This window comes from Orientia tsutsugamushi (assembly GCF_900327275.1).
Taxonomy (GTDB): Bacteria; Pseudomonadota; Alphaproteobacteria; order Rickettsiales; family Rickettsiaceae; genus Orientia; species Orientia tsutsugamushi.
The window spans coordinates 2,322,794-2,346,384 of record NZ_LS398548.1 but is presented as its reverse complement, the minus strand read 5'-3'; the positions used below and the strand labels follow the sequence as shown (position 1 = coordinate 2,346,384).

The 23,591-nt window shown below is 33.6% G+C and carries 20 protein-coding genes and 1 pseudogene; 18 read left to right on the top strand and 3 right to left on the bottom strand.

The features are described from left to right. Positions 1-64 precede the first annotated feature (64 nt). From DK405_RS12090 to DK405_RS12010, 18 genes and pseudogenes are all read left to right on the top strand, one after another. On the top strand, positions 65-400 hold the full coding sequence (locus DK405_RS12090; protein WP_064612830.1) for a hypothetical protein: 336 nt from the start codon (positions 65-67) through the stop codon (positions 398-400). Continuing rightward, a complete protein-coding gene (locus DK405_RS12085) occupies positions 400-951 on the top strand; it encodes a TraE/TraK family type IV conjugative transfer system protein (RefSeq protein WP_064612831.1) in 552 nt (183 codons plus the stop codon). The genes DK405_RS12090 and DK405_RS12085 overlap by 1 nt, the downstream gene beginning before the upstream one ends. Beyond that, a complete protein-coding gene (locus tag DK405_RS12080) occupies positions 948-1,436 on the top strand; it encodes a hypothetical protein (RefSeq protein WP_064612632.1) in 489 nt (162 codons plus the stop codon). Before DK405_RS12085 ends, DK405_RS12080 begins: the two co-directional genes overlap by 4 nt. 140 nt (positions 1,437-1,576) lie before the next feature. Next, a pseudogene (locus DK405_RS12075) lies at positions 1,577-1,799 on the top strand (TraE/TraK family type IV conjugative transfer system protein); the annotation flags it as partial. A 133-nt stretch (positions 1,800-1,932) separates the two neighbouring features. Then, positions 1,933-2,268: a hypothetical protein gene (locus DK405_RS12070; protein WP_081420583.1), complete on the top strand. Its 336-nt coding sequence runs from the start codon at positions 1,933-1,935 to the stop codon at positions 2,266-2,268. A 38-nt stretch (positions 2,269-2,306) separates the two neighbouring features. Beyond that, positions 2,307-3,632 (top strand): TraB/VirB10 family protein, encoded by a 1,326-nt coding sequence (locus DK405_RS12065; RefSeq protein WP_081420616.1) that lies wholly within the window; start codon positions 2,307-2,309, stop codon positions 3,630-3,632. Continuing rightward, a complete protein-coding gene (locus tag DK405_RS12060) occupies positions 3,632-3,961 on the top strand; it encodes a hypothetical protein (RefSeq protein WP_045918856.1) in 330 nt (109 codons plus the stop codon). The genes DK405_RS12065 and DK405_RS12060 overlap by 1 nt, the downstream gene beginning before the upstream one ends. Then, positions 3,942-6,431 carry a TraC family protein gene (locus tag DK405_RS12055; protein WP_064612833.1) on the top strand — a complete coding sequence of 830 codons (2,490 nt, stop codon included), beginning with the start codon at positions 3,942-3,944 and terminating at the stop codon, positions 6,429-6,431. The genes DK405_RS12060 and DK405_RS12055 overlap by 20 nt, the downstream gene beginning before the upstream one ends. Continuing rightward, positions 6,428-7,087 carry a type-F conjugative transfer system protein TraW gene (gene traW / locus DK405_RS12050; RefSeq protein WP_064612759.1) on the top strand — a complete coding sequence of 220 codons (660 nt, stop codon included), beginning with the start codon at positions 6,428-6,430 and terminating at the stop codon, positions 7,085-7,087. The genes DK405_RS12055 and traW overlap by 4 nt, the downstream gene beginning before the upstream one ends. A gap of 83 nt (positions 7,088-7,170) precedes the next feature. Then, a complete protein-coding gene (locus DK405_RS13225; RefSeq protein WP_174190469.1) occupies positions 7,171-7,344 on the top strand; it encodes a hypothetical protein in 174 nt (57 codons plus the stop codon). Next, positions 7,345-8,322: a conjugal transfer pilus assembly protein TraU gene (gene traU / locus DK405_RS12045; protein WP_174197603.1), complete on the top strand. Its 978-nt coding sequence runs from the start codon at positions 7,345-7,347 to the stop codon at positions 8,320-8,322. Between the two features lie 22 nt (positions 8,323-8,344). After that, complete coding sequence (trbC, locus tag DK405_RS12040; RefSeq protein WP_045912829.1) at positions 8,345-8,728, top strand: type-F conjugative transfer system pilin assembly protein TrbC; 384 nt, start codon at positions 8,345-8,347, stop codon at positions 8,726-8,728. After that, positions 8,725-10,419: a conjugal transfer protein TraN gene (gene traN, locus DK405_RS12035; RefSeq protein ID WP_064612624.1), complete on the top strand. Its 1,695-nt coding sequence runs from the start codon at positions 8,725-8,727 to the stop codon at positions 10,417-10,419. The genes trbC and traN overlap by 4 nt, the downstream gene beginning before the upstream one ends. Next, the gene (locus tag DK405_RS12030) at positions 10,416-11,114 is read left to right on the top strand and encodes a conjugal transfer protein TraF (protein WP_064612899.1); all 699 of its coding nucleotides are present in this window, start codon (positions 10,416-10,418) and stop codon (positions 11,112-11,114) included. Before traN ends, DK405_RS12030 begins: the two co-directional genes overlap by 4 nt. Beyond that, positions 11,111-12,412: a conjugal transfer protein TraH gene (locus DK405_RS12025; protein WP_064612619.1), complete on the top strand. Its 1,302-nt coding sequence runs from the start codon at positions 11,111-11,113 to the stop codon at positions 12,410-12,412. Before DK405_RS12030 ends, DK405_RS12025 begins: the two co-directional genes overlap by 4 nt. Next, entirely contained in the window at positions 12,412-15,045 is a 2,634-nt protein-coding gene (locus DK405_RS12020; RefSeq protein WP_064612900.1) for a conjugal transfer protein TraG, read from the top strand. The genes DK405_RS12025 and DK405_RS12020 overlap by 1 nt, the downstream gene beginning before the upstream one ends. A gap of 12 nt (positions 15,046-15,057) precedes the next feature. Further along, a complete protein-coding gene (locus DK405_RS12015) occupies positions 15,058-16,197 on the top strand; it encodes a tetratricopeptide repeat protein (RefSeq protein WP_064612901.1) in 1,140 nt (379 codons plus the stop codon). Between the two features lie 5 nt (positions 16,198-16,202). Then, positions 16,203-17,957 (top strand): type IV secretion system DNA-binding domain-containing protein, encoded by a 1,755-nt coding sequence (locus tag DK405_RS12010; RefSeq protein ID WP_064612902.1) that lies wholly within the window; start codon positions 16,203-16,205, stop codon positions 17,955-17,957. A gap of 9 nt (positions 17,958-17,966) precedes the next feature. On the opposite strand, the gene DK405_RS12005 is transcribed toward DK405_RS12010, so the two are convergent. The 3 genes from DK405_RS12005 to DK405_RS16345 all read right to left on the bottom strand — a co-directional run bounded on the left by DK405_RS12005 (position 17,967) and on the right by DK405_RS16345 (position 23,166). Then, entirely contained in the window at positions 17,967-19,010 is a 1,044-nt protein-coding gene (locus DK405_RS12005) for an Rpn family recombination-promoting nuclease/putative transposase (RefSeq protein ID WP_064612903.1), read from the bottom strand. A 51-nt stretch (positions 19,011-19,061) separates the two neighbouring features. Beyond that, a complete protein-coding gene (locus DK405_RS14790; RefSeq protein ID WP_231967882.1) occupies positions 19,062-21,731 on the bottom strand; it encodes a toprim domain-containing protein in 2,670 nt (889 codons plus the stop codon). Between the two features lie 637 nt (positions 21,732-22,368). After that, positions 22,369-23,166 (bottom strand): conjugal transfer protein TraA, encoded by a 798-nt coding sequence (locus tag DK405_RS16345; RefSeq protein ID WP_458692821.1) that lies wholly within the window; start codon positions 23,164-23,166, stop codon positions 22,369-22,371. Positions 23,167-23,591 lie beyond the last annotated feature (425 nt).

The window sequence follows — 23,591 nt, the reverse complement described above, 5'->3', positions numbered from 1 at the left end:
AATGCATGATTAATTCAGATTAAAGGAATATTTTTTGTGAATTTTTGAAAATCACAGTAGTAGAATGAGATTTCTCATGCTACAATTGCGGCTGAAGGTTATTATGCAAAATCAAAAATTATGTTGGGCATTATCGAGGCCGTTGAAGTATATGGGTTTGAGCATTGATGAATGGGGAGTAGTATTAGCTGGAGTAGCTCCAGGAATTGTACTACTAAACAGTAGGCATGCTAAATTAGGCCTAGCATTTATGGTTGGAGGAATTGCTCTATGTTATTGCTTTAAGAAATTTAAGAAGGTATCTGAGAATTTTTTGCTAAAAAGTTTTTTAGTAGCTAAAGGTTTATTGCCAGCTCCATTAGGATATTTAAGATTGCTGGGCAAAAAAGTTGGCAAATAATGAATCATCTCTTTAAGCAAAATGCTATACAAGAGCTGGTTAAATATAATAAATGCTTACTTTCAGTAACTATATTGCTAGCTGCAGCTAATATAATTGCGATAATGGCTGTAATTACCAAAGAAGAAAAGTGGTTATTAATTCCAGCAATGGAGCCTGATCGTAAAATGATGGTTTCATCAAAAAATTACCATGAAACCTATTTAAAGGAATGGGCAATTTATGTGACGAAACTCTTATTTACTACTTCTCCAAATGAGGTAGAAAGACAAATAGCAGACATGAAAGTGGCATCTAGTAATACTGAATCTTTAAATAAATTTTTTCATGATCATTTGCAATTTGTTAAAGGCTCAAATGTATCTTCAGTCTTTTTTCCAAAAAAGATTGAAGTGATAAAGGATGGAGTATTAATTAGTGGAACGCTTCGTTATTGGTTTAGCGATAGTAAAGATATAGCTGTCGATAAGACTTACCTTTTGACTTACAAGCAAACTCCTAATTACCTTTTATTGTTGACTGGTGTTAAAGAGAATGGAATAAAAAAATGAATATTAGAATTTTGAGATTTATCATAGGGTTTATTGCTTTGGTAAACGTTAATAATATATATGCAGTAGAATATGAGTTAGAAGCTGACAATTTACTAAAGCTTGAGATTTCTGATAGTGGGCCAACAAGAATTAATCTTAAAGATGAAAAAATTAATGATATTTTTATGTATCCTCAAAATGCAGCTGAAGTTGTAGTTCATGAGTCTGGATTTTTGTTTATTGTTCCACGAGAAGAAGGAAACAAGGTTTATTTAACAGTAATAGGAGAATACAAAACAATTCAGGATTTAATGTTAACTTTTACTCCAAAAACTCCAAGCCCTATAATGCTTGTTAATGCTGCTACAAAAATAGAGGAAAAGGATAATTCAAAACAAAACAATAACAATTTGTTCAGTAATGACCTTAATACAAAAGAATTAACAGCGAAACCTTCTAAAAAACAAAGTAGAAATACTAAGAAAAAAATAAAACTGGCTTAAAGTGCTAGTTTTTACTTCAAAGACTTAAAGTTCTACAAAGATTATTAATTAAAACCGCTTCAAAGTAAAATTTCACTGGTATGGAATTAACTAGCATTAGGAGGATAATGCAAAATTTACTAATAAGCAATAACAATGTTCATATGCAATTTATTAAAGACTCAAATGTGTCTTCAGTCTTTTTTTCTAAAGAAGGTTGAAGTGATAAATGATGGAGTATTAATTAGTGCAACGCTTCGTTATTGGTTTAGCAATAGTAAACATATAGCTATCGATAAGACTTACTTTCTGACTTACAAGCGAAGTCATAATTACCTTTTGTTATTGAGTGGTGTTAATAAGAAAAAAATAAAACTGGCTTAAAATGCTAGTTTTTACTTCAAAGACTTAAAGTTCTAGAAGGGCGGCTAAAACTCACTTCAAAGTAAAATTTTATTCAACGTGGAATTCACTAGCACTAGGAGAATAATGCAAAATTTACTAATAAGCAATAACAATGTTCATATATCAAAAATCTCGACTAAATATGCTAAACCCTACATTTGGAATACAGTGGAATAATGTAGTTGTAGGGCTGTTAATTATTATAATTACTGCTTGTGTTTTTTCTTTTGAGCCAGCATTAGCTGATACTCTTGAAGGACAGCTTAATAAAATAGACGGACTTTTTAGTGGAAAACTAAAAACAATAGGTATATCAAGTGCAACTATTCTATCATCGATTTGGGCTGTAGCAAGAGGGAATATAAAGCTTGCAGGAGTCATGGTAGCAATTGGTGTTATTTTAGGCTTTTACCTAGATTGGATTGCCGGTGGTATGAAAATTAATTGATAAGGTAGAAACATTAACATTCAAAAAGCGGAGGAATAGTGGAACAGGACAATTCAGACAATAATAATACAAAAGAAGAAGATTTAGAGCTAAATGATAAACCAAAGGCTGAATCTGTTAGGTCTAATAGCAAATTATCAGAATTAACAAATATCATTCGTAGAAAGCCAGTAATTGCCTTAACTTTTATAAGCATCACAATAATGGTTGTTTCATATTTTTTATCTGAAAGTGGTAAAACGAAAGAATCTATAATTTTTATTGAAAATCGTGAGTCAAGAGAAGCGATTTCTGGAATAGAACAAGCTGTAGATTTAAGAGCAAAATGGACAGAAGAAATACTTAATGAAGTCAAAACATTAAAAGATAGATTTGACAGTGTAATAGACAGCAGATATTTAGAAATTACAGCCCAAATTAATAATTTTAACCAAAAACTTGAGATATTGGAGAATCAGCCTAAGCAGAGTCTATATAATAATGATAGTGATGAATTTAGTTCTGATCTTAATCATCATATTTTAAATTCACCACATGATAACAAAACAGAGCAAGCTCCTGTAGTAGTAAAGCCTTATGTAAATCTTAGGAGAGCTAGATTTGAGCCAAAAAAAAATGCTGAGAACTATGTTACTAGCGGTAGTTCTGCTAGAGCTGTGCTACTTACTGGAGTCGTTGTAGGTACTGGAACAAACAGCTCTTCATCACCAGAACCAATTGTTCTGCAGTTGCTTGATACAGCAATTCTTTATAATAAATATAAAACTGATCAAATCAAAAATGCAATTTTAATTGGATCCTGTAACGGAGAGATGTCCTCAGAGAGAGCTAAATGTCGCATCGAAACTCTTTCAGTAGTCAATAACCAAGGAGATATTATCGAAAAAAAGGTGGAAGGCTGGTTGATAGGCGAAGACGGACGTTCTGGAATTAAAGGAATCGTGGTGGATAAATCGTCTAACATAGCAAGCATGGCTGCATTAAATGGAGTATTTAGCAGTATAGCTAAGTTTCTGCAATCTAAGGCTATTAAACCTGATATGCTACCAACTTTAAACCTAGTAGCTGGAGGCCAACAACAAGAGTTTCAGATTGGAGATGCGCTTCAGTCTGGAGCTTACGCTGGAGCTAGCAATGCTTTTGATAAGCTAGCTGATTTTGCTATAAAACGAGCTGATTCTATGAGCCCGGTCGTTCTTATTGCGTCAGGTAGAGTCATAGATGTTGTATTTAAAAAAGGTTTTGACTTATGTGAGCCCAAGAAGAAGCCACATAATTTAACTTATTCACAATCAACTAACAATGAAAAAGTTAATTTGCATAATAAATTCGATCAATCACAAAAGTTAGAGGAGCATTTATAATGAAGTTTTTATTATTGCTATTGGGCTGTATGAGCTTAACCAGCTTCTTTTACAGAAGTACTTTTGATTGTAAAATTCCTAAAGGGCTAAAATGTAAGTCTTTATATGAAATAAAGAATATGGTTGCTCAAGGCGCTTTTGATATTGATAATCTTGAGAAAGTTGAAACATCAAAAACTAAATCAAAAAGACGTTGTATTCTATGCTACAGGCAAGCTAAAGCAGTTCAAGGTGTAGATGTTGTTAACAAGTCGCCGAAAAAACCAAAAAAATATCTTATTAATTTATTTAAATCAAAACAGAGTCAAGGTGAACGCAAGCATACATAAGGATTTTGATCGAGAAAGATTTTCTAAACATTTTGTCTATGAATCATATGATGATGAGACTCAGCTATTCTTTAATCGTGGTTCAATAGGTTTTGTATTGCTTGCATGGCCATTGGTTGGAGCTAGTGTTTCAGCTCAAAATGAAATTGCTGAATTTCTGAAAAGCGATGAAAATTTACCTGCTGAAAGTAGCCTGCAAGTATTGATGATTGGTAGTAATAATATAGAGAATTTTTTAAGCAACTGGCAGTCATATCGTAAAGGAGAGATATTTATTGAGTTAGCTAATAAAAGAACAGAGTTTTTGCGTGACCAAGCTCAAAAAGTAGGTTCTATAAAGGATGTAGTATTGTTGATTTCAGTTACTATACCTAATTTAAATGCAAATATCGATGATATGATTCGCAGACGAGATGCTTTAAAAGATACGTTTAGGTCAATTGGATTAAGCACTGAAAATGTGAATGCACAGCAATTATTAAAGTTCCTGAGAGTAATATTTGGCTGGCCTGAAGAAGAACATTCGAATATTAACCAGTATGAAATATTGTCTGAACAAATTCTAAGTGGAGATTTTTCGTTATTTGAGAATGATGATTGCGTAAATGTAAATGATGATCAAATATTTATCAGTCTAGAAGCTCGCAAAAGACCTGCAGAATGGAAATTATCTGCTATGGATCTGTTTTTAGGCAATGAAATGCGTCGTGATGAATATATAAAATCAAATTTCCTGATTCATTTTGGTCTGCAAATTTTGCCAAATCAAGCAATGGAAAGGACTGCGGCCATAACAAAAAGAGAGGCTCTAGAAAGAAATATTAATGCAGGAATGGGCAAATTTTTTCCTGATATACAGCAAGAAGCTGCTGATTTAGCCGGTGTAGTGGCTGCTCTACAGAGTGGTGATAGAGTTGTTAATATTCACTTCAATGTTATCATGTTTGATAAAACAAAGAAAGCTAAGCAATCTGCATCGGCTTTTTGTTCGATGTTAAGACGCAGTGGATGGTATTTTGTTCCATGCAAATATGATCATGTAGCCGTGTTATTAGCAGCCTTACCAATGCAGTTAGTCGAGCAAGGCCCAAAAGGTATATTGGGTCAAAAAACATCAGGAGTTGGAGTAGCGCTTTCTAGCTTAGGTAGAGGCATAAAAACTGTTTCTGTAGAGAGTAAAGTATTATTACCAATAATCGGTGAATGGAAAGGTGATTTAAGTTCTCCAGGTATGTTGCTAGCTGGTAGACGAGGTCAAATAATGTACTGGTCTCCTTTTGGCGGAGCTTTATTACCTGCATTAAATAAGCATGGAGTAGCTCCAAATGAGAACTTTAACCTTTGTATAGCTGGAGTTCCAGGCTCTGGAAAATCTGTTTTTATGCAAGAATTAATGCTATCTGTTCTAGGCGTTGGTGGTAAAGTTTTTGTTCTTGATTATGGAAGATCATTTAAGCGTACATGCTTGATTCTAGGTGGTAGATACATAGAATTCGACATGAAAAATCCTGTATCAATTAATCCATTTTCAGAGGTGCCAGAGGATGACAGCGCAAAGTCTATAGAAGCTAGATCGGATTTTTTATCTAACTTTCCATCTATTTTAGCTACTATGGCTGCACCGCAGTATGGAACAAGTGATTTGCAACAACCAATGCTACAGAGAGCTTTGATATCAGTCTGGCAAAAAAATGGAGCTAAAGCTGAAATTACCGATATTGCAGACTGGTTATCAAATAGAGAAGAATCATATGCTAAAGAGCTTGGAAATATGCTCTTTCCTTTTACTAAAGATGGTCAACATGGAAGATTTTTTAGTGGTAAGGCGCAATTATCTCTAAACTCTGATATTGTGGTAATTGAAACTGATCATCTACGCTCTGTACCAGAGCTGTTAGCTGTGATTGTACAGATTATGATTGTTCATATTAATCAAACAATGGTTAAAGGAGATAGAAGTAGACCATTTTTAATTATGATCGATGAAGCCTGGAAGCTATTAGCTGGAAAGCGTTCAGGAGAGTTTATTGAAGAAGCAGGTCGAATAGCTCGAAAATATAATGGATCGATTGCTTTAGCTACTCAACAACTCACGGATTACTTTCGTCAAGAGGGTTCAGCATCTGAAAAAGCATTTGAGAATTCATCACATAAGATAATTTTGAAGCAAAATTCTGAATCCTTTAAGGCAATGCGAGCTAACCCTAAGCTTGCAGGCTTTGTTGATGAAGATTGGAAGCTGAATTTACTGCAATCTGTACATTCAAATCCTCCGTATTATAGTGAAATAGCTATTTACAGCCCTAATGTTTCTGGTGTTATAGGCAGATTAATGATTGATCCATTTACTCTACTGTTAACTTCGACGAATGCTAGAGATTATCAAGCTATAGAAGATCATATGGCTAAAGGGATGAATGTCAGTGAGGCAATTAATTATGTGATAAGAGAGCGGAAAATAATTCCATGAAGCAAGGAGTAGTAATTTGTATAGGCACATTCTTTGCTTTATTTGCTGTTGCTTATCAAGTAAGCGATATAAGGGCCAATTTATTAAATGCTGATATAGGTATTGAGATTAAGGATTATGGTACTAGAGGGCATGTTTTTCCAATCATTGAGGAATCATTACTAGAAGTGATTATGGCTAAACTTAATGCTGCATCAAAAAGTGGATTGTTGAACCAAATGCAGCTGGAATTTCAGGAAAAAGTGAAGCAAAAAATCATGAGACCAGTACCAGTTAAAAATTTGAGTAAAGCTACTGAAAATAAAACGCGAATATATGATTCTACCTATGTTCAAAAGGATGACATTAAGACAAAAAATGGTATAATAATAGTAAAGGGAGGAACTAAAATAAATCCTTTAGAGATGATATATTGGGGTGAGCCACTAATATTAATTGATGGAGATGATGAAGATCAGGTTGCTTGGGCAAAATCAAGACCAGGAAAGATAGTGTTAGTTAATGGAAATCCTATTGAACTTAGCAATCTATTAGGCCGGCACGTATTCTTCGATCAATTGGGTTTTTTGAGTATGAAGTTTAAAATACAAGCTGTGCCAGCCATAATAGAGCAAGAAAACACTGTGCTTAAAATTAGCGAAGTAAGTACCCTATGAAAAGCATGTAACGTACGATGGAGGTACGCTGTAAATAGTATAACTCAATATACTACTAAATTCAACTTAAAAGAAGGTTTTATATGAAAAGTTGGAAATTGCAGCAATTAGAACAAGATCTAGTTAAAATAGTTAATAATACGCTACGAGGTGAAATACAAGAGATAGTAAATCCAGGTGGTGAAACTTTATATTTAATTCCAGGAAATAGATATCCAAAACTTCTTCGTAAAATTTCATCAATGCAAGCAAAGTGAGTGAAGGAACTGGTAATTTTGTTTGCGATAGTAATGTCTATAACAGCTAATAACTGTTATGCAGCTGCTGGATGTGTTGGAAGATTTGTAAATCCTATAACAGATGTGTGTTGGAAGTGCTTGTTTCCAATTACTATAGCTGGATTTAAGGTAGTAAGTAGTTCAATGCCTGATACTAATGCTTCTGGTAGACTTATATGTCTTTGTCCTAAGCCAGGGATTCCAGTGCCTATACCTGGTATTCCGGTAGGATTTTGGGAGCCAGTACGCCTTGTAGACGTTACAAAGTCACCAATGTGTATGGTAAGTCTTGGAGGTTTGTCATTTGGAACTGCTACTCAAAAAGGCATGAAAGATGAGGCTGAAGGAAGTGCTTTTTACCACATTCATTGGTATGTCTATCCCGTGATTTACTGGCTGGAAATTTTGCTTGATTTTATTTGTCTGGAAATGGCTGCAGTCGATATAGCATATTTAACAGAGTTTGATCCATTATGGAGTGATGATGCTAAATCTGCGATTTTAAATCCAGAAACGTTGTTGTTTCAAAATGTAGCTGCTTATCAAGCATGTATAGCTGATTGCATGAGTTGTAGCGCTGGTTTATTAGCAAGTGATTATGCTTTTTGGTGTGCTGGATGTCAAGGAATGCTTTACCCTTTTACTGGAACTGCTGCTGCTCATAATGGTGGAGTTGGAACATCTGTATTAATGGTAAGTAAATTTATGGCTAAGATGCATAGGCAGCTGATGTTATGGGGATATTATGGTTATAAAGGCCTATGTGGCAAGTATCCTATGCCTATCATAAAGAAAAGTCAGTATCGACTACAAATGACTTATCCGATTCCAGAAACTAAATCCTGTAAGAGCATAGGTCAAACAGAAGCTATATGGCAAGCTGGCAGAGAATTTCCAGTTAATGGTGAAGATTTTGGTTACTTAATTTGGCGAAAAAGAGATTGTTGTTTGCTTTGATTTATAAAGCTTGGAGAAGAATATGGTTATACGAGTAATGATGTTGATGGTTTTATTATTTGTTAATAATGCTAATGCTTTTTTTTTGGACAAGCAAAAAACTTTTATTTTTGTCTCATTTTCAATGAGTGATGAGGCTTTAAAAAGCTATTTTGCTGAATCTCAAAAGTCTGGAGCTCGATTAGTTATGCGTGGGTTAATTAATAACTCATTTACACAAACAAAGAATAAAACTATGGAGCTTGATATTAGCTTCGATATAGATCCTAGCTTGTTTGAGAAATATAAGGTTGATGTTGTACCAGTGATAGTAATAGATGATGAAAAAAGAGGATTAACCAAGAAATTAACTGGCCATATTCCTTTAGCAACAGCATTAGAAATTATGAATGAGAATACTCCATGAAGCAACTTATAGTACTAGTTTTGATAATATTGAACATCAATTGTTGTTTAGCTTCAATGCAAAGCAGTTATAATGAAGCTAGCAACTATAATGTAAATCTTGGAAATTCTTCAAATACACAAGAATTATTTCATCAAGGTAGTAATGTCAATTATCCTAATAATGATGAGGATTTAACCTATCATGGCCGTAATCAGCTTAGTACAGAAAGTGGGGCAATGTTATTTCAAGCTGAAAACAGTAAAAACAATGCCTTAACTCAACATAATATCAACGATCAAAATTATATGATAGCTAATTCAATGAGAATTGAATCTGATCCTTTAAGTGCCCTTGATAGCAGTAACTTCGTAACTCAGACAAGTACAACTAATACTGAAATCATTCAAAGTTGTACTGAAGGCAGTAAGTTCAATATTGAACTTATTCGAGAATTAAACGTTGAGTGCAAATTAGAGAATGTATGGCTTCCATGGCAAAGCCGGCAAATGGAATTTGCAACAGAAGAAATAAAGGAGAATCATAGTAATTGGATTAATAGTCGTAGCGATGTCTATGATGATGAATTAGATGCGCAAGTATACTGCCTAGCAGATGATCCCGAAGCAATTGTAAAACAAATGAAATGGGCTATTGCTAATAGGCTTGGTGCATCTATACACCATGTTGGTAGAAATTTGTTATTAGAAGTAAATGAAAAAATATGTATACTTCACTATGACTACAGAGATAAGACTCAAGAACTAAGGAAAGTAGCAGAATATTGGAAAGTTTTAAACCCTGAACTTGAGCAATTAACAGAAAGTAACGAATGCTATGAGGTCAATAGAATCAACTATGATGGTGGTGATAGAGTATTTTTTGACAAGTTTAAAGTCAATCGTCCATATTGGAAACAAAAGATTGTTTTTTCTTGTACTAGCGATCCAAAAGATGGTTGCAAACACCTTAAAATTCAAAATTGCGAATTAAAAAACAGCACTTGCCAAAAATCAGTAGCAAATATTTGTTTACTCTGGCAGCACGATTATAGCTGTTCAACTGAGAAGCAAACAATGCTACACTCATCATTGCGTAATAACTCAATCTTTTGTTTAGGAGGCAATTGCAATACTCCAACTATTATACCAAACAGGGATATAGCTAAAGTAGCTCATATAGCGATGCTAAATCAGATGAGCAAAGACATTAAAACAAATCCCGTTTCTGTATTTTCAGGTAAACATCGAAAATGCAAAAAAGATGTATTTAGTTTTTTGAATTGCTGCTCTTCAATGACTGGCTGGGGGCGTGATATAGGCTTATCGCAATGTAAATCTAAGGAACAAGAATTAGCTCTATATAGAAAAAAAGGTTATTGCTACTATATCGGTACCTACTGTTCTTCAAGAATTCCGATATTAGGTATTTGCTTAGCTAGAAAGTCTACTTATTGCTGCTTTCAGTCAAAACTTGCTAGAATTTTTCAGGAAGAAGCAAGAAAACAGCTAAAAATAGACTTTGGAACACCTGAATGTCCAAATTGTAGAGGCCTTACTGTTAAGGAATTACAAAAAGTTGATTTCACTAAAATCAATATGGACGAACTATTTGGTGATATACTCACTAAGGCTCAAAACAGCATGAACAAAGACATTATTGCAGGCATCAAAGATAAAGTTCATCGTATGCAACAAAGTCAGTCTAAATGAGCAGATTATTAATGTTTATGATATTAATTAGTCATTTATCCACTGTTGATGCTTCACCAACAGGATTTCTATGGTATAATGATAAACATGATCATGAGCTTAATAACTCTAGTTCTAAGTTGATGAGTTGGACTCATGATCATAGAATCGAGGAATTAAAGGAGCAATTTAATCGAGCTCAGCGTATAGCGCTTGATAATCCAACGCTCGAAAATGTAATTACAGCACAAAGATTGCAGAAGCAAATCATGGAGAAGGCTCATAAGTTTGCTACTATGTGGCAACTAGCTACTCTACTTGATTATCAACTGATTAATGCTCATGAGCCATCTAATAGCTTACATAGAAAGCTGTATCAAGAAAAATCAGAGCAGAAAAACGACTTAAAACTCAAAAACATTGCTAAAAACTGGGGATTAATTTTGCAAGTTAAACAAGATTGCTTGCTATGTAAAGCCTTTATTCCTATTGTTCAGAGCTTTGCTAATAAATATGCATTTCAGTTGCTAGCTGTCAGTAAGAATAATGAGTTACTAAATAAATTAAATCCTAAGCATGTTGTGCCTGTATTATATCTAGTAGCTAGCGATGGTAAAAAAATATATGCAGTAGCTAGAAGCATAATCTCTGAAGATAAAATTATCGACAATATTCTAGCAATCGATAGATATTATCATAAATTGGAGACCGCATGAGCATTAGAATCAGAGTTTATGTCATTACAATGCTATTATTGCTACAAGCTCCAGTATCACTGGCTTGGAATATCGAAAACGTATTTCAAGGAATGAGTGTTAATGTTACTAGATCTGGATCATATCAAGATCAAGCGGCTGGATATTATGCAGCCGGTGGATTGTCTGCTCGAACAAGCCAAACATCATTTCAGCCATTTGCTATAACTCCACCATCTTTAAACATGAGCTGTAGCGGTATTGATGCCTATCTTGGTAGCTTCTCTGTTATTTCTGGAGAAGAATTAGTTCAACTAATGAAGAATATTGGTTCTCAAGCTAAAGTTTATGCATTTTCATTAGGATTAAAAACATTTGCTCCACAGATCGAAAATGCTCTTAAGGACTTACGTAATCTAGCAATGGAGATGAATCAATTTGCCAAAGGAGATTGTGAATTAACAAAAGCATTATTTGCTACAGCTTTACCAAGAAACTGGGCTATGAGAGAAGCTGTTTGCCGTGATATACAGTCACAAAGTGGATTTGATTATTTTGCAGCTGGTAAAAAATGTCGTAATGATTTAGCCCAAAAACAATCTCTGCGACAAGCACAAAACAAGGATCCAGAGCTAATGCTGGATGATTATAACATCTTCACTAAAGCAGCAGCAAAGGTTGGAATACCATCAGATATGCGTGATTCAATCATGTCTATGACTGGCACTATCGTGGTTACAAACAATAATGTACACTTTTATGACTCATTAGCTCAGGATGAAAAAAGTTGGATTAGTCATTTAAAAGGCGGAGAATCAGCCTCGATTTACAGTTGTGATAATGTCAGTTGCTTGCATCCAAGCTTGCAACGAAATATCACAATATTGCCAGAGAAATCTTATGCAGGTAAAGCTAAACAACAATTGAAGAATCTAAAAATTAACTTTGAGAATAATTCTGAATTCACTGACTCTGAGATAGCCTTTTTATCTTCGATTGGAGATATATTTCCAATTTATGATTATATCATATTAGAATCTATTTCTGGAGTCACAATTTTAGATAGCTCATCAGAATTAATAGCTAGCTATACATTAGTTCAGCATTTGAAGGAAGTAATCACCGAAATACGTAGAGCCGTTACTTCACTAGGTGCTAAGCAAGTTTCGAATGAACATTTAGAAAGATATTTGAAGGAATTGAATCGAGTTCAACTGTTTGCAAATGAGAAATGGACTAGCCTACAAACAGATGCAAATCGAATAGATAAAAGGGCTAGATTAATAGAGCAGCATTTAATAGCGAAGGAGAAAAGTTAATGGATTACGTAATATACACATTTGGTGGTGGAGATCTGTTATGGCATGTGTTTAACGGCATAGGCAGAGTCTTTGCTTCAAATAGCGAATACTTCACTCCAGTAGGCCACTTAGCCTTGACTATTGGCGGCATATGGGCTGCTACTAGGGCTATTTTTAGAGGAAATATCGGCATCTTTGCTATGGAGTGGTTCTTTCCATCGATATTTATTTTTACGCTGTTATTTGCCCCCAAAGCTACTGTTTGGCTGAAGGATGAGGTATCAATGAGTGCACCAGTAAAAGTTGATAATATTCCGATAGGTATTGCAATGTTTGCTTCTCTTTCATCGCAAACGAGTTACTTTGTGTCCAAAATGTTGGAAAATCATCTTTTACCGGCTTATGAAGGACTATCGAGCAGAAAAACTGGTATTATGTTTGGAGCTAAGGCTGTAGCTAAGATTCGAGATGTGCAAATACATGATCCAGTAACTTTAACTAATACGAAGGAATTTCTTAGACAATGCTTTATGAAGCCTTACATCATAGGTAATATCTTAGGTAAAAAAGCAGCTGCTCAACAAACTAATGACATCATAGGATTTATCGAGCAGAATATACCTAATAATTTCGGTATTTATTATCGTGAGCCTAGTAATTTAGGTATTAGTTTCAAGACATGCAGACAAGCTACTCCATTAATTAAGGCAGCAATTCATAAAGAATTAAATGAAGGGCTTTTAACAAACTTTGCAGCTGCGATTGGAGTTCAATCTGATCAGTCACACATGTTAAGTCAAAGACTAAAAGTCATGACTGGCGACACACTAAAATATTTACAGAGAGAGCAACAAGACATTCATGAATGGATGAAGCAAGCTATGCTACTTAATGCTAATCGTGAGTCATATGATGACTGGCGTGAGAAGTTTTCATTATCACGAATTTATCCTAATCTGGTGAGTATGCATGCAATCAGAGGGCTCTTTCAAAAATCATTTTCGTATCTAGTCGCTGGGGAAATGGCTGCTCACATGATGCCTATTTTACAATCTGTTTTTTTTGCAGTAGTAGTTTCAATGATCTTTATTGTATTTCCAATGGGCTTACTGCCTGGCGGCTACAACATATTAAAAACATGGATTTTGTTAATAATATGGGTCAGCAGCTGGCCAGTATTTTTTACAATAATCCATTGTCTAGGAATGATCAGCTTATCCAGTAAATCTGGAGCTTTCGGTAGTGATTATGGGCTGAATATGCTATCGCAAGGAAGCTTTGCAGAGATGATTTTATATAGCTATGCTACATTTCAAATGCTTGCGTCATCAATACCAATGCTTTCTTGGGGAGTACTAAAAGCTTGCGCTCATGCTACAGCTAACTTAGCCAGCCAGTTCTCTCCTATACAAGTTGCTAGCAGCTTAGGAAGTAATATAGTCGACAATAACTTGAGTATGGATAATTACAGCATAGGCAATAGAACTATTTTTCAACAAAACCTAGCTCCTTCATTAGATATGAGTGCTAGTATTAATGATGGTAGTATAAAAGTCACTACAACGGATGATGGTCGACAAATTATAAATGAAAACGTAGATTCATTGGGAAATAACTTCCGCTCTTCTGCACTGATACAAACTGGATATCAAAACCAGTTTTTGAGTTCTCAGAGCAGGCTTAATTCACTGACACAAAAAGAGTCCAATCTTATTTCAACAGGAAACTCCATGGCCATAGACATAGGCAGAAGGTTAACTCATGATGAAGCTCTGTCTATAGGCCTAACTGAGAGCGAATACCAAGCTCTGCAGGAGATTGGTTCTAGTAGCATTGCTACTACTGAGTATACAGGTAGTAGCCACAGTAAAAGTAGTGGTACTAGTGCAGGCGCTAGTGTCGGTTGGGGTGGAGTTAATAGTGGAGTTTTAGGAAACAAGAAAGATGAACAAAATAAAGGTATATCAGCTAATCAACAGCAGTCATATAATGAAGCATTATCAAAAATTAAAAGTGCAGTTGAAGAAAGAAGACTTAGTAGTACAAATAGCGAAGTACAGTCACTAAGTGAGAATCTAAATGCTAATCTTTCTGAACAACAATCTGTTGGGCAAGAAATAGCTAAAACTAAACAAGAAATGGAGCAACTTAGTTATAGCATGAATTATGTATCTCAAAACTCTATCACTATTGATCGTAACATTAATGAACTTGTATTAAATGCTATTATTGATCAAAATCCTGAAATAAGCAGCAAGGAGCAAGCTGCAAGATGGGCTAAAGATCACTCAGCTGAAGCAGAAAAAATTGCTTTTGAGGTTGCTAAAATCAACAATGAAGTACCTAAAGATTTGAGTCATAATATTAATGACAGCAACGTTTCTACTAAACAAGATGTACAAAATACTTTTGAGAAAAATGTTGAACAATTACAAGCTATCTATGATGAAAGCAACGAAATGTATTCTCAAAATATAAAGCAAACTTCTAGTGATAACGAAAAAATAAAGAATCTTGATCGAATTTCTGATAGTATTAAGAATAAGACTCAAGAAATACAGGATGAATTTGATAATACCTCTAATTCAGCAGTTATTTTGACAGGTAAACAAGTAGTAGAAGCAGTAAAAAACTTAAAGGGTAATAAATGATTAGTAATTAATATGAAAAACGTGTGTAAAAATTTAGCTATTATTTTATCATTAGTATTATTAAATACAGTAACTGTTGCAGCAGAGCAAAGCATACAACAAGATTTAATTCATGATAAAGCTATTCTAGCAGAAGAATATTCTAATATTGGAAGTTCTTTCTTGAGATTAAAAAAATATCAAGATGCAATAGAAAATTTTGATATTGCTATTAAGTATGATCCAAGTTATGCATCAGCATATAATAGTAAAGGAATAGCTTTAGATGATTCGGGAAAGCCGCTAGAAGCTGTAGAAAATTTCAATTTTGCTATTAAATACAATTCTGGTTTTGCAGAAGCATATAATAATAAAGCTGTATCTTATAGAAAATTAGGAAAAAACGAAGAAGCTATAACACTTTGTGATCTTGCTATTCAATATAAACCTGACTATGTAACTGCTTATAATAATAAAGGAGCTTCTTTGAACGACTTAGGCCAGTATGAAGAAGCAATTAAAAATTTTGATATTGCTATTAAGTATAAATCTGATAATTCTGAGGCTTATTATAACAAAGGCACAGTATTAATGAATTTAGGACAATTTCAAGAGGCTATTGAAAACTATGATACAGCTATTAGATATAGACCAAATTATGCTGAAGCATACCATAATAAAGGTTTAACTTTAGCAATTTTGGGACAATTTCAGAATGCAATAGAACATTTTGATTTAGCCATTAAATACGATCCTAATGATTTAAAAGCTTATAATAATAAAGGATATGTATTAAATCTATTAAAGAGATATGCAGAAGCAATGGAAAGTTGTAACCTAGCTATTAAAATTGATCCAAATTGTGCAGATTCCTATTATATCAAAGGAATGGTTTTTGAAAAATTAGGTAAACATCAAGATGCGATTAAAAATTATGATATAGCTGCTAAATATAATCCTAATTTTGCTAAAAACTATCTAGAAAAAGGAATATCATTAGTAAGTTTAGGACAGTACTCAAAGGCTAAGGAGAATTTTAACTTAGCTATTAAATATAATCCTAATATCATTGCAGAATACGAAGCAATGTTTAAAAAGTTAACAGAATTAGATAATTTTATTGGAGTAAAAGAGTATGAGCAAAAACTACAGATTTTGAAAAAATACTCTTGAGATAGATGAATTTTCAGAATCAAGGAAATTTCACCAGGGGCTCGCAGTTATTTGCTCATAAGTTAAGAATGTTTGGGCAAGGTAGTACCAACGTTTTTATAATTGGATTAGGATTATCGATATTCTGGATTATATGTCGATTATATCAAAAAGTATTTCTGAGCAGCTTGTATTATTTTGCAATTGAAAGATATGTACAGCTTAAGCTAGCAATTGGTGAACATTTTTATGATATCGATCAAATAGGCATTAAGTTTTATAGTTTAAGGTTTAAAAAATGGATGCACCTCAATGCTCAAGACTTTTTGCATGAGTTTTATACAAGCAAACATGGATTTAAAATACAGCAATTATGGGAATTCTTAATCAATTCAGCATTGTTAGAAAGCTTAATTGTTTTTGCTATTGGTGTGATAATCTCAATTGTTTTCTTTACAGCTCAAGGTAAAAGAACGATTATTAAGGCCAAAATTAGAGGTGCTGATTTTGTAGGATACAAATGCTTAGCCAAAATGCTAAAAAGCGCTAAAAAGGCCTCGAAAATCCGTTTTGGAGGCTTGCCATTAGTAAAGAATAGTGAAAGGCTACACATTCTGATTACTGGAACAACAGGTACTGGTAAAACTAATATGCTTAACGAACTGCTACCACAAATTCGATTACACAAAGATCGAGCAATAATTGTAGATACAACTGGAGCTTTTACTGATAGATTTTTTGACCCTAAATGTGATAAACTGCTTAATCCTTTGGAAAAAAATAGTGAGCAATGGTTGCCTTGGAATGATTGTTTTGAAGCAGCTGATTTTCATGATATAGCGAGTAGTTTTAGTAATTATACTCCTAAACTTGATGACTTTTTTGCTAAAAATGCTGAATTAGTCTTGTCTGAAGCATTGAAGCTATATAAGGATGATAAAGATATCATAAAACTAATTCATACAATCATTTACTCTGATAATAGACAATTTGCAAAAGCTTTTAGAAACACAGCTGTATCAGGTATTATAAGCGAAAGCGCGCTCGAAACTTCTGCAGGAATTCAGTCTACGCTTGGAAAGAATATTACTTCGCTACAATATTTAAAGCCTGGAGGTAGTTTTAGCATAAAAGAATGGTTTAGTAATTCAAATGAAACTAGCTGGCTATTTATCACAGCTAACCCAAATCAAAGAGCTACTTTATGCCCACTTATTTCAGCTTGGATAAGCATAGCTATCAAGGCTTTGATGTGTAGAAATCCTAATCATGATAACAAAAACATGTGGTTTATACTTGATGAACTGCCAGCTCTACAAAAAGTTTCGTCTTTACCAGTTGCTTTGGCTGAAAGTAGAAAGTATGGAGGCTGCTTTGTTGCTGGATTGCAGAATATTCATCAATTAGAAGCAATATATGGGGCTGCTGAATGTGCTTCTATGCTGGATTTGTTTAATAGTAAATTTATTTTTCGAGTTAGCGATCAGGTTACAGCTTATAAGTCAGCATTAACACTAGGTGAGCAAGAAATTATTGAAACTCAAGAGAACTTGTCATATGGATCAAATACTATGCGAGATGGGGTAAATATGAATAATGTTGAGCGTAAAAAGATTTTAGTTATGCCATCTGAAATTATGAACCTACCAGACCTAACTTGTTATGTAAAGCTTGCTGGTAACTTTCCTATCACAAAACTAACTATGCAGCTACAAAACTTAAATACAGCTTTTGTTTGGGGATATAAATTGCTCAAAAAACTTAAGTTAGTAGAGTATTAATTCGAAAAATTAATACTCTATGTTATTTTTTAAATTAATCACTTCTTCTTTTGACAATCCGGTATTTTCAGAAATAAATTCAACTGAAAAGCCAGCTTTTAATAAGTTCATTGCAAGCTCTTGTGCAGCTTCAGCTCTGCCTTCAGCTCTGCCTTCAGCTCTGCCTTTAGCTCTGCCTTTAGTCTCACCAATCTCTATACCTTCAGCTCTGCCTTCAGCTCTGCCTTCAGCTCTGCCTTCAGCTCTGCCTTTAGCTATGCCTTTAGTTTCACCAATCTCTATACCTTCATCAATATATTTTGCAGCAATAGTTCTCATAATATTACTTTTTTCTTCTTCAGATAAATACTTAGCCAGAACCTGCTCTAATTCTGGTTGCTGACTCTCTAGTAATTTAGTATCAGTATACCATAAAAATGATCGTAGGTAAATATAGCCTTTTTCTTTGTCAAGTATTAAAACATGTTTGAACTTTATTAGAAACTCTTCCCAAAGCTTTAACATATCTCGTTGATGAATGTGCTTTAGCATATATTCGAGCATTCCGATATGCTTTTTCCTAACAATTTCATCATTCGACATACTTTGCAAATCGACTAATTGATAGTCAGAAGTCATTAATTGCTTAGCTATCATTGAATCTGTAAATAAATCCCACAAATTCCTAGGTGCATTGTAGACTTCTTTGCCGTTGTAGATCACTAAATTATACACTAATGGTAATTTAGTTTTTTCTTTCTTATGCCTTTCGCACAATAACAATGTGTATCTCCATAACCGCAGAGCTGTCCAATAATCGACGGTTGATTGAGCTTCAATTAATATATAAATAAAAGCATTGCCATGTTTTTTGGTGGCAACTCTATAGACGATATCACTGTATTTTTTCTTTAACGATTCTTCTATATAACTCTCTTGCTCTACTTTTATTTGTGATAAATCTATTAAACTCTTGAAATTCATTGGTAAATAATACTCTAGAAATTCTTGTGCAGCCACTGGATCACTCATGATTGTCTTTGCCAATGAATCATGCTTTAATTTTTTTGTCATATTTTTTCACTCTATAGTTTTTTTTATAAAAAATGCTGTGTCATACTCTGCCTAGTGTTTCAGACATAATCTTGGTTGTATGTTAGTTTGTATTGATTCAATTTTTTCATTAAGTTTTCTTATTTCAGGGCTGATAATATTTCTAACAGCATATAATCCTTGAGTTTTTAATACATTATTGAAGTCATTTTTGACTGTGCAGGCTACTGCTCCCTTATCCTCCAGAACTTTTTCTGCTTTTTCAGTATTTACGTCATTTTTAACTGCTAGAATGATCTTTTCTTTTGTGCTAGGATTATAGTTTTGCAAATTTTCGGCTTCAATTGCACATAAGATTTTTCCTTCGACTCCAGCTTGCCTAATGGTTAACGCTGTTTCAATATCCTTTGTAATGATTGTTACAGGTGAGTATTTTGAATTTTGTTGAGCAATTTCAGCAAATGATCCACTAATTGTACCAATAGATTTTTCTGGAATATCAGCTTTATTACAGGTTTTTGAATTCAGAGTTAATATCTTAGCTCCAGTAATTTCGCCTGTTTCATTTTTAACAAAAATAGTGAGTGCAGGCCAGGATTTTTGAGTCTCTTCATCAAAAACCATATTTGCCCTTAAATTAGGATTATTAAAGATTTTTGAACTATAAATTCCTGTATGGTTTTCTAGATATTTATTAACTACTATTGCTTCCACCTTAGCTTCCTCTTCTTGTTTAAAGTAGTATAGAGATGACGATTTATTATACAATTCTTTAACATTCGTAATATCATTTTGTTTTGCTATACTATTATTTTCTGTTTGAGTAAGTTTGGTTGTTTCAACTGCCTTAGTCAGTTTAGTAATTTCAGGTTCTATAATGTCTCTAATTGACTGGTCTCCACAAGTTTGCAGCAGATTATTAAAATCACCATTTTCTGGTGGTTTGACTATACAAGTTATCGCTCCATTCATTTCTAACGTTTTTGCAGCTTTAATTACAGTATTATTAGTTATAGGATTTTTGCTATCATTATCTGCTGCAATGATGATTTTTTCACCAGGAAATGGTGAATAATTTCTCAAATTCGAAATTCCTGCACTAGCAATGATATTACCTTTAATGCCTGATTGCTGCAAGCTCAATGCTGTTTCGGCGCCTTCTGCTATAATTGTTATATTAGGGTCATTCGCATTTCGTTTTGCTATTATTATAAATGATCCTCTGATTTTACCGAAAGATCTTCTGTTAATTGAAATATTCGCCTTATCTCCTGCCAAATTTAGATATACGGCCTGTACTCCGGTAATTTCTCCTTTTGAATTTCTTGCAAAAGCTGTAAATGCTGGATAATTTTCTCTCGTTTGAGTATCAAACAGTATACTTGCTTTTAAGTCTGAACTTGCGGTGCTTTTGTCAAAAGTAATACCACGATTTTCAAGATACTTTTTTACTATTTCAACTTCTGCGCTTGGGCTCGTATCTATCTCATAACCATGTATTCTGCTTGATCGTTCATACAAGTTTTGAACTTTTGCGATTTTAACACTTTCAGATTCTTGAGTGTATTGTTGAGAATCGTCAGTCTTAGGCGGTCTCTGATACCGTTGACTAATATTAGACATTCCAACCATACTTTTCAAATATTCCTTTGCCTCAAAAAAGCTGTATCCTCTTTCTCTTTGAGCCAGGGATAATAAATCACCCTTTTGTCCTGTACTAAAGTCATACCATTGTCCAGCGTACTTGCCCTCGGTGGTTACTTGTATTTTGCCAGTGTCTCCCCAACGTAATTTTCCGTATGTAGATAGGCGCTTATTTGGATCTCCAAGAATATCACGAGCTATAGTGTCAGCTCTATAAGCTATTGCATCCTTCAATTTTTGTAGGTCTTCCTCGCTATTTGAATAATAATCGTTTTTTCTATAGTTTTGAGCAGATTGATATTGCCTTACTTCATTTGCTTGAACATCATTATTCTCCTCTTTTGAATTGATAGAGTCTGTCTTAGCTGTGCTAAGCTGCTCTATTAGGTTAGCAACATTTTTTGTAGCTTGCACATTGTAGTACAGCCGTACTTGCTCTGCATTCCCTATCATGCTTATGTTAGAACTTTCTATTCCTACACCATTATTATGAAGAACATATACATCTTTTTTGACAGCTGTTTGTGGGTTACAAACTGTTGTAGCATATCCATGTTTAAAGCTTATTTTATTCAAATCAAAGCTTACCTCGTTTCCTGTATCTGTCTTAGCTACAAACTTACTTTCATCAATTGATACTAGAGTTGCAAATTCACTGTTTTGTATTTGTAAATCCTTATCGTTTGTTTGAAATACAATTCGGTCTCCAGCCATGTAGTTAGCATATTTTTTTGATTCGGCTCCTGAAATTAAAATGCTGTATTCTGGACCTTTCAGAGCACCATTTTCCTTCATGTAGTTTCTGATGTTTTGATTAATATTTTCAGCTTCTTTATGGTCAGCAATTATCAAACGATCCTGCAGCTCAAATTTACTATTCTTCCAATCATTGATTAATTGGTTTATTGATTCTTTTAGAGTATTATCAGCCCTCAAGCTATTATTATCACTAAGTAGCACTATACCATCAGCAATATCACCATTTATCAACTTTACAGCCACATTGTGGTTCCAGCTGTTAGCTTTAGAATTTTCTATATCTGTTTTTAAATTATGAATGTTATTGAAATTATTTGAATCATTGATTTTGTCAGTCATATAAAACCTCACCTTCGCATCACTAAATTGTTTTGTGGTATAAATATTTGATATTTTTACCGTTTGAATTATAATTTTATTGCTAGGTGATTATTGGAATAGTTTTCCTGTTAAATGTAGAGCTTGCAAAAGTTCAAACGCTTTCAGTATTCTCTTAGCATAACGCAAATTACATAGATTATGCTATAATCTGTTTTATATCTATTATTTTAGCTTGAATAGTTAATAAAAGAAGTGGAAATGATTAGTATATTAAGATATACTGGTGCTATAATTGTGAATTAAGTATTCTTTGGTTGAACTGTAAAATGTAAAACTAAGAAGATATACGCAATAATTGATGCAATGGACGAAAGTTAAGATTCGGTACCATTTCTATCGCAAAGCGCAAGAACAGTTGAAACAAAACTTCGCTTACTATTATCACCGTTGCATCAATTATTGCGTATATTACATTTGATTTACTTCAAACCTTAAGTTTAAATCTATTAAGTATTTTAATAATACATAGTAAGATTAGATTTTTCAATAGTAATCTTTAGAGTCTAAATTTCTCAACTATTTGACGCTAAATTAGCGCTTTATTTGTTTATTTCCTATTTTTACATGTACTAGTGTGTAATTTCTATCTTCAGCACTACCGTCTAAGTCCAATTTTTGGAGCTATATCTGCTTTTACAATTTGTTCAGACTCTGTTTTTACGTTCTGAGTATTAATTAACTTCATGATTTCAGGTATCATAAGCTCCTTAACAGCTATGGCTCCTTTATTTTTTAGCATTTCGTTAAAATCTTCACCTTCTGAATGAATTACGATGCTAGTAATTGCTCCTTTGCTTGTCAGTACTTTTGCAGCCTCGTTTATAGTGCTTACATATTCTTTATTTTGTTTATCATTATTTGCAGCTATAAGAATCTTTTCTCCTTGAAATGGCTGATAATACTTTAAATTATTTACATTTGAGCTATATACCATTCTGCTATCAATGCCAGCTTCCTGAAAACTTGATATCGTTTTTCCTTCTGCTGACAGAATGGTTACATCATAATCATATTGTCTTTGTTCTTTGATCTGCATAAATAATGGAGTAGAAATATCTTTGAGCTGGACTTTTTCTACTTTAGCTTCTTCCTCTGGTTTGGCGGTAAAATGATAATATTCTTTATTCACATGAGATCTATCATTGATATCATTGATTATAGACTTAAACCAGTTTTCAATTTTACTAAAAACAGTTGTCTTTGTCCGTTCTTTCTCAAAATCATGAGCAGTTTTCAGAGTTATGCTAGCTGATTTCTCATTTGGTCTGCTGAGCTGATTTATTAAACTGTTAATGCTTCCAGTAGCTTCATTATTGCAATATAACTTTAAGCTCTTAATATGCCTTGTCATAGCTACGTATGAGCTGCTTATATTACTTACTCCGTTATGCAAAACGTATACATCTTTTATAGAAGCTCCCTGGACCTTATAAACAGTACTTGCATAGCCATGTTTAAATTGTATTTCACTAGGATCAAAACTCACTTCTTTTCCTGTGTCTGTCTTAGCTATAAATTTATTTTTACTAACCGAAGTTAAAGTTGCAAATTCACTATTTTGTATTTGTAAATCCTTATAGCTTTTTTGAAATACGATTCTATCTCCTGCCATATATGACTTTTTCCTTCCATCAATAGAACGCTCATATTCTGTGCCTTTTAGCGTACCATTTGCTTTTAACAAAGACCTAATACTTGAATTAAGAATGTCGACATCTTTATTACGTACTGTAATTACCAATTTTTCATGTGGTTTAAATTTGCTTAGACTCCAGTTGTATATTAACTTACTCATTGAGTCCTGCAACGTATTATCAA

Excerpts from the sequence above, each read along its gene's own strand:
- DK405_RS12090 (WP_064612830.1), top strand. The coding sequence starts at position 65 with ATGAGATTTCTCATGCTACAATTGCGGCTGAAGGTTATTATGCAAAAT.
- DK405_RS12085 (WP_064612831.1), top strand. The coding sequence starts at position 400 with ATGAATCATCTCTTTAAGCAAAATGCTATACAAGAGCTGGTTAAATAT.
- DK405_RS12080 (WP_064612632.1), top strand. The coding sequence starts at position 948 with ATGAATATTAGAATTTTGAGATTTATCATAGGGTTTATTGCTTTGGTA.
- DK405_RS12070 (WP_081420583.1), top strand. The coding sequence starts at position 1,933 with ATGTTCATATATCAAAAATCTCGACTAAATATGCTAAACCCTACATTT.
- DK405_RS12060 (WP_045918856.1), top strand. The coding sequence starts at position 3,632 with ATGAAGTTTTTATTATTGCTATTGGGCTGTATGAGCTTAACCAGCTTC.
- traW (WP_064612759.1), top strand. The coding sequence starts at position 6,428 with ATGAAGCAAGGAGTAGTAATTTGTATAGGCACATTCTTTGCTTTATTT.
- DK405_RS13225 (WP_174190469.1), top strand. The coding sequence starts at position 7,171 with ATGAAAAGTTGGAAATTGCAGCAATTAGAACAAGATCTAGTTAAAATA.
- trbC (WP_045912829.1), top strand. The coding sequence starts at position 8,345 with ATGGTTATACGAGTAATGATGTTGATGGTTTTATTATTTGTTAATAAT.
- traN (WP_064612624.1), top strand. The coding sequence starts at position 8,725 with ATGAAGCAACTTATAGTACTAGTTTTGATAATATTGAACATCAATTGT.
- DK405_RS12030 (WP_064612899.1), top strand. The coding sequence starts at position 10,416 with ATGAGCAGATTATTAATGTTTATGATATTAATTAGTCATTTATCCACT.
- DK405_RS12025 (WP_064612619.1), top strand. The coding sequence starts at position 11,111 with ATGAGCATTAGAATCAGAGTTTATGTCATTACAATGCTATTATTGCTA.
- DK405_RS12020 (WP_064612900.1), top strand. The coding sequence starts at position 12,412 with ATGGATTACGTAATATACACATTTGGTGGTGGAGATCTGTTATGGCAT.
- DK405_RS12015 (WP_064612901.1), top strand. The coding sequence starts at position 15,058 with ATGAAAAACGTGTGTAAAAATTTAGCTATTATTTTATCATTAGTATTA.
- DK405_RS12010 (WP_064612902.1), top strand. The coding sequence starts at position 16,203 with ATGAATTTTCAGAATCAAGGAAATTTCACCAGGGGCTCGCAGTTATTT.
- DK405_RS12005 (WP_064612903.1), bottom strand. The coding sequence starts at position 19,010 with ATGACAAAAAAATTAAAGCATGATTCATTGGCAAAGACAATCATGAGT.
- DK405_RS14790 (WP_231967882.1), bottom strand. The coding sequence starts at position 21,731 with ATGACTGACAAAATCAATGATTCAAATAATTTCAATAACATTCATAAT.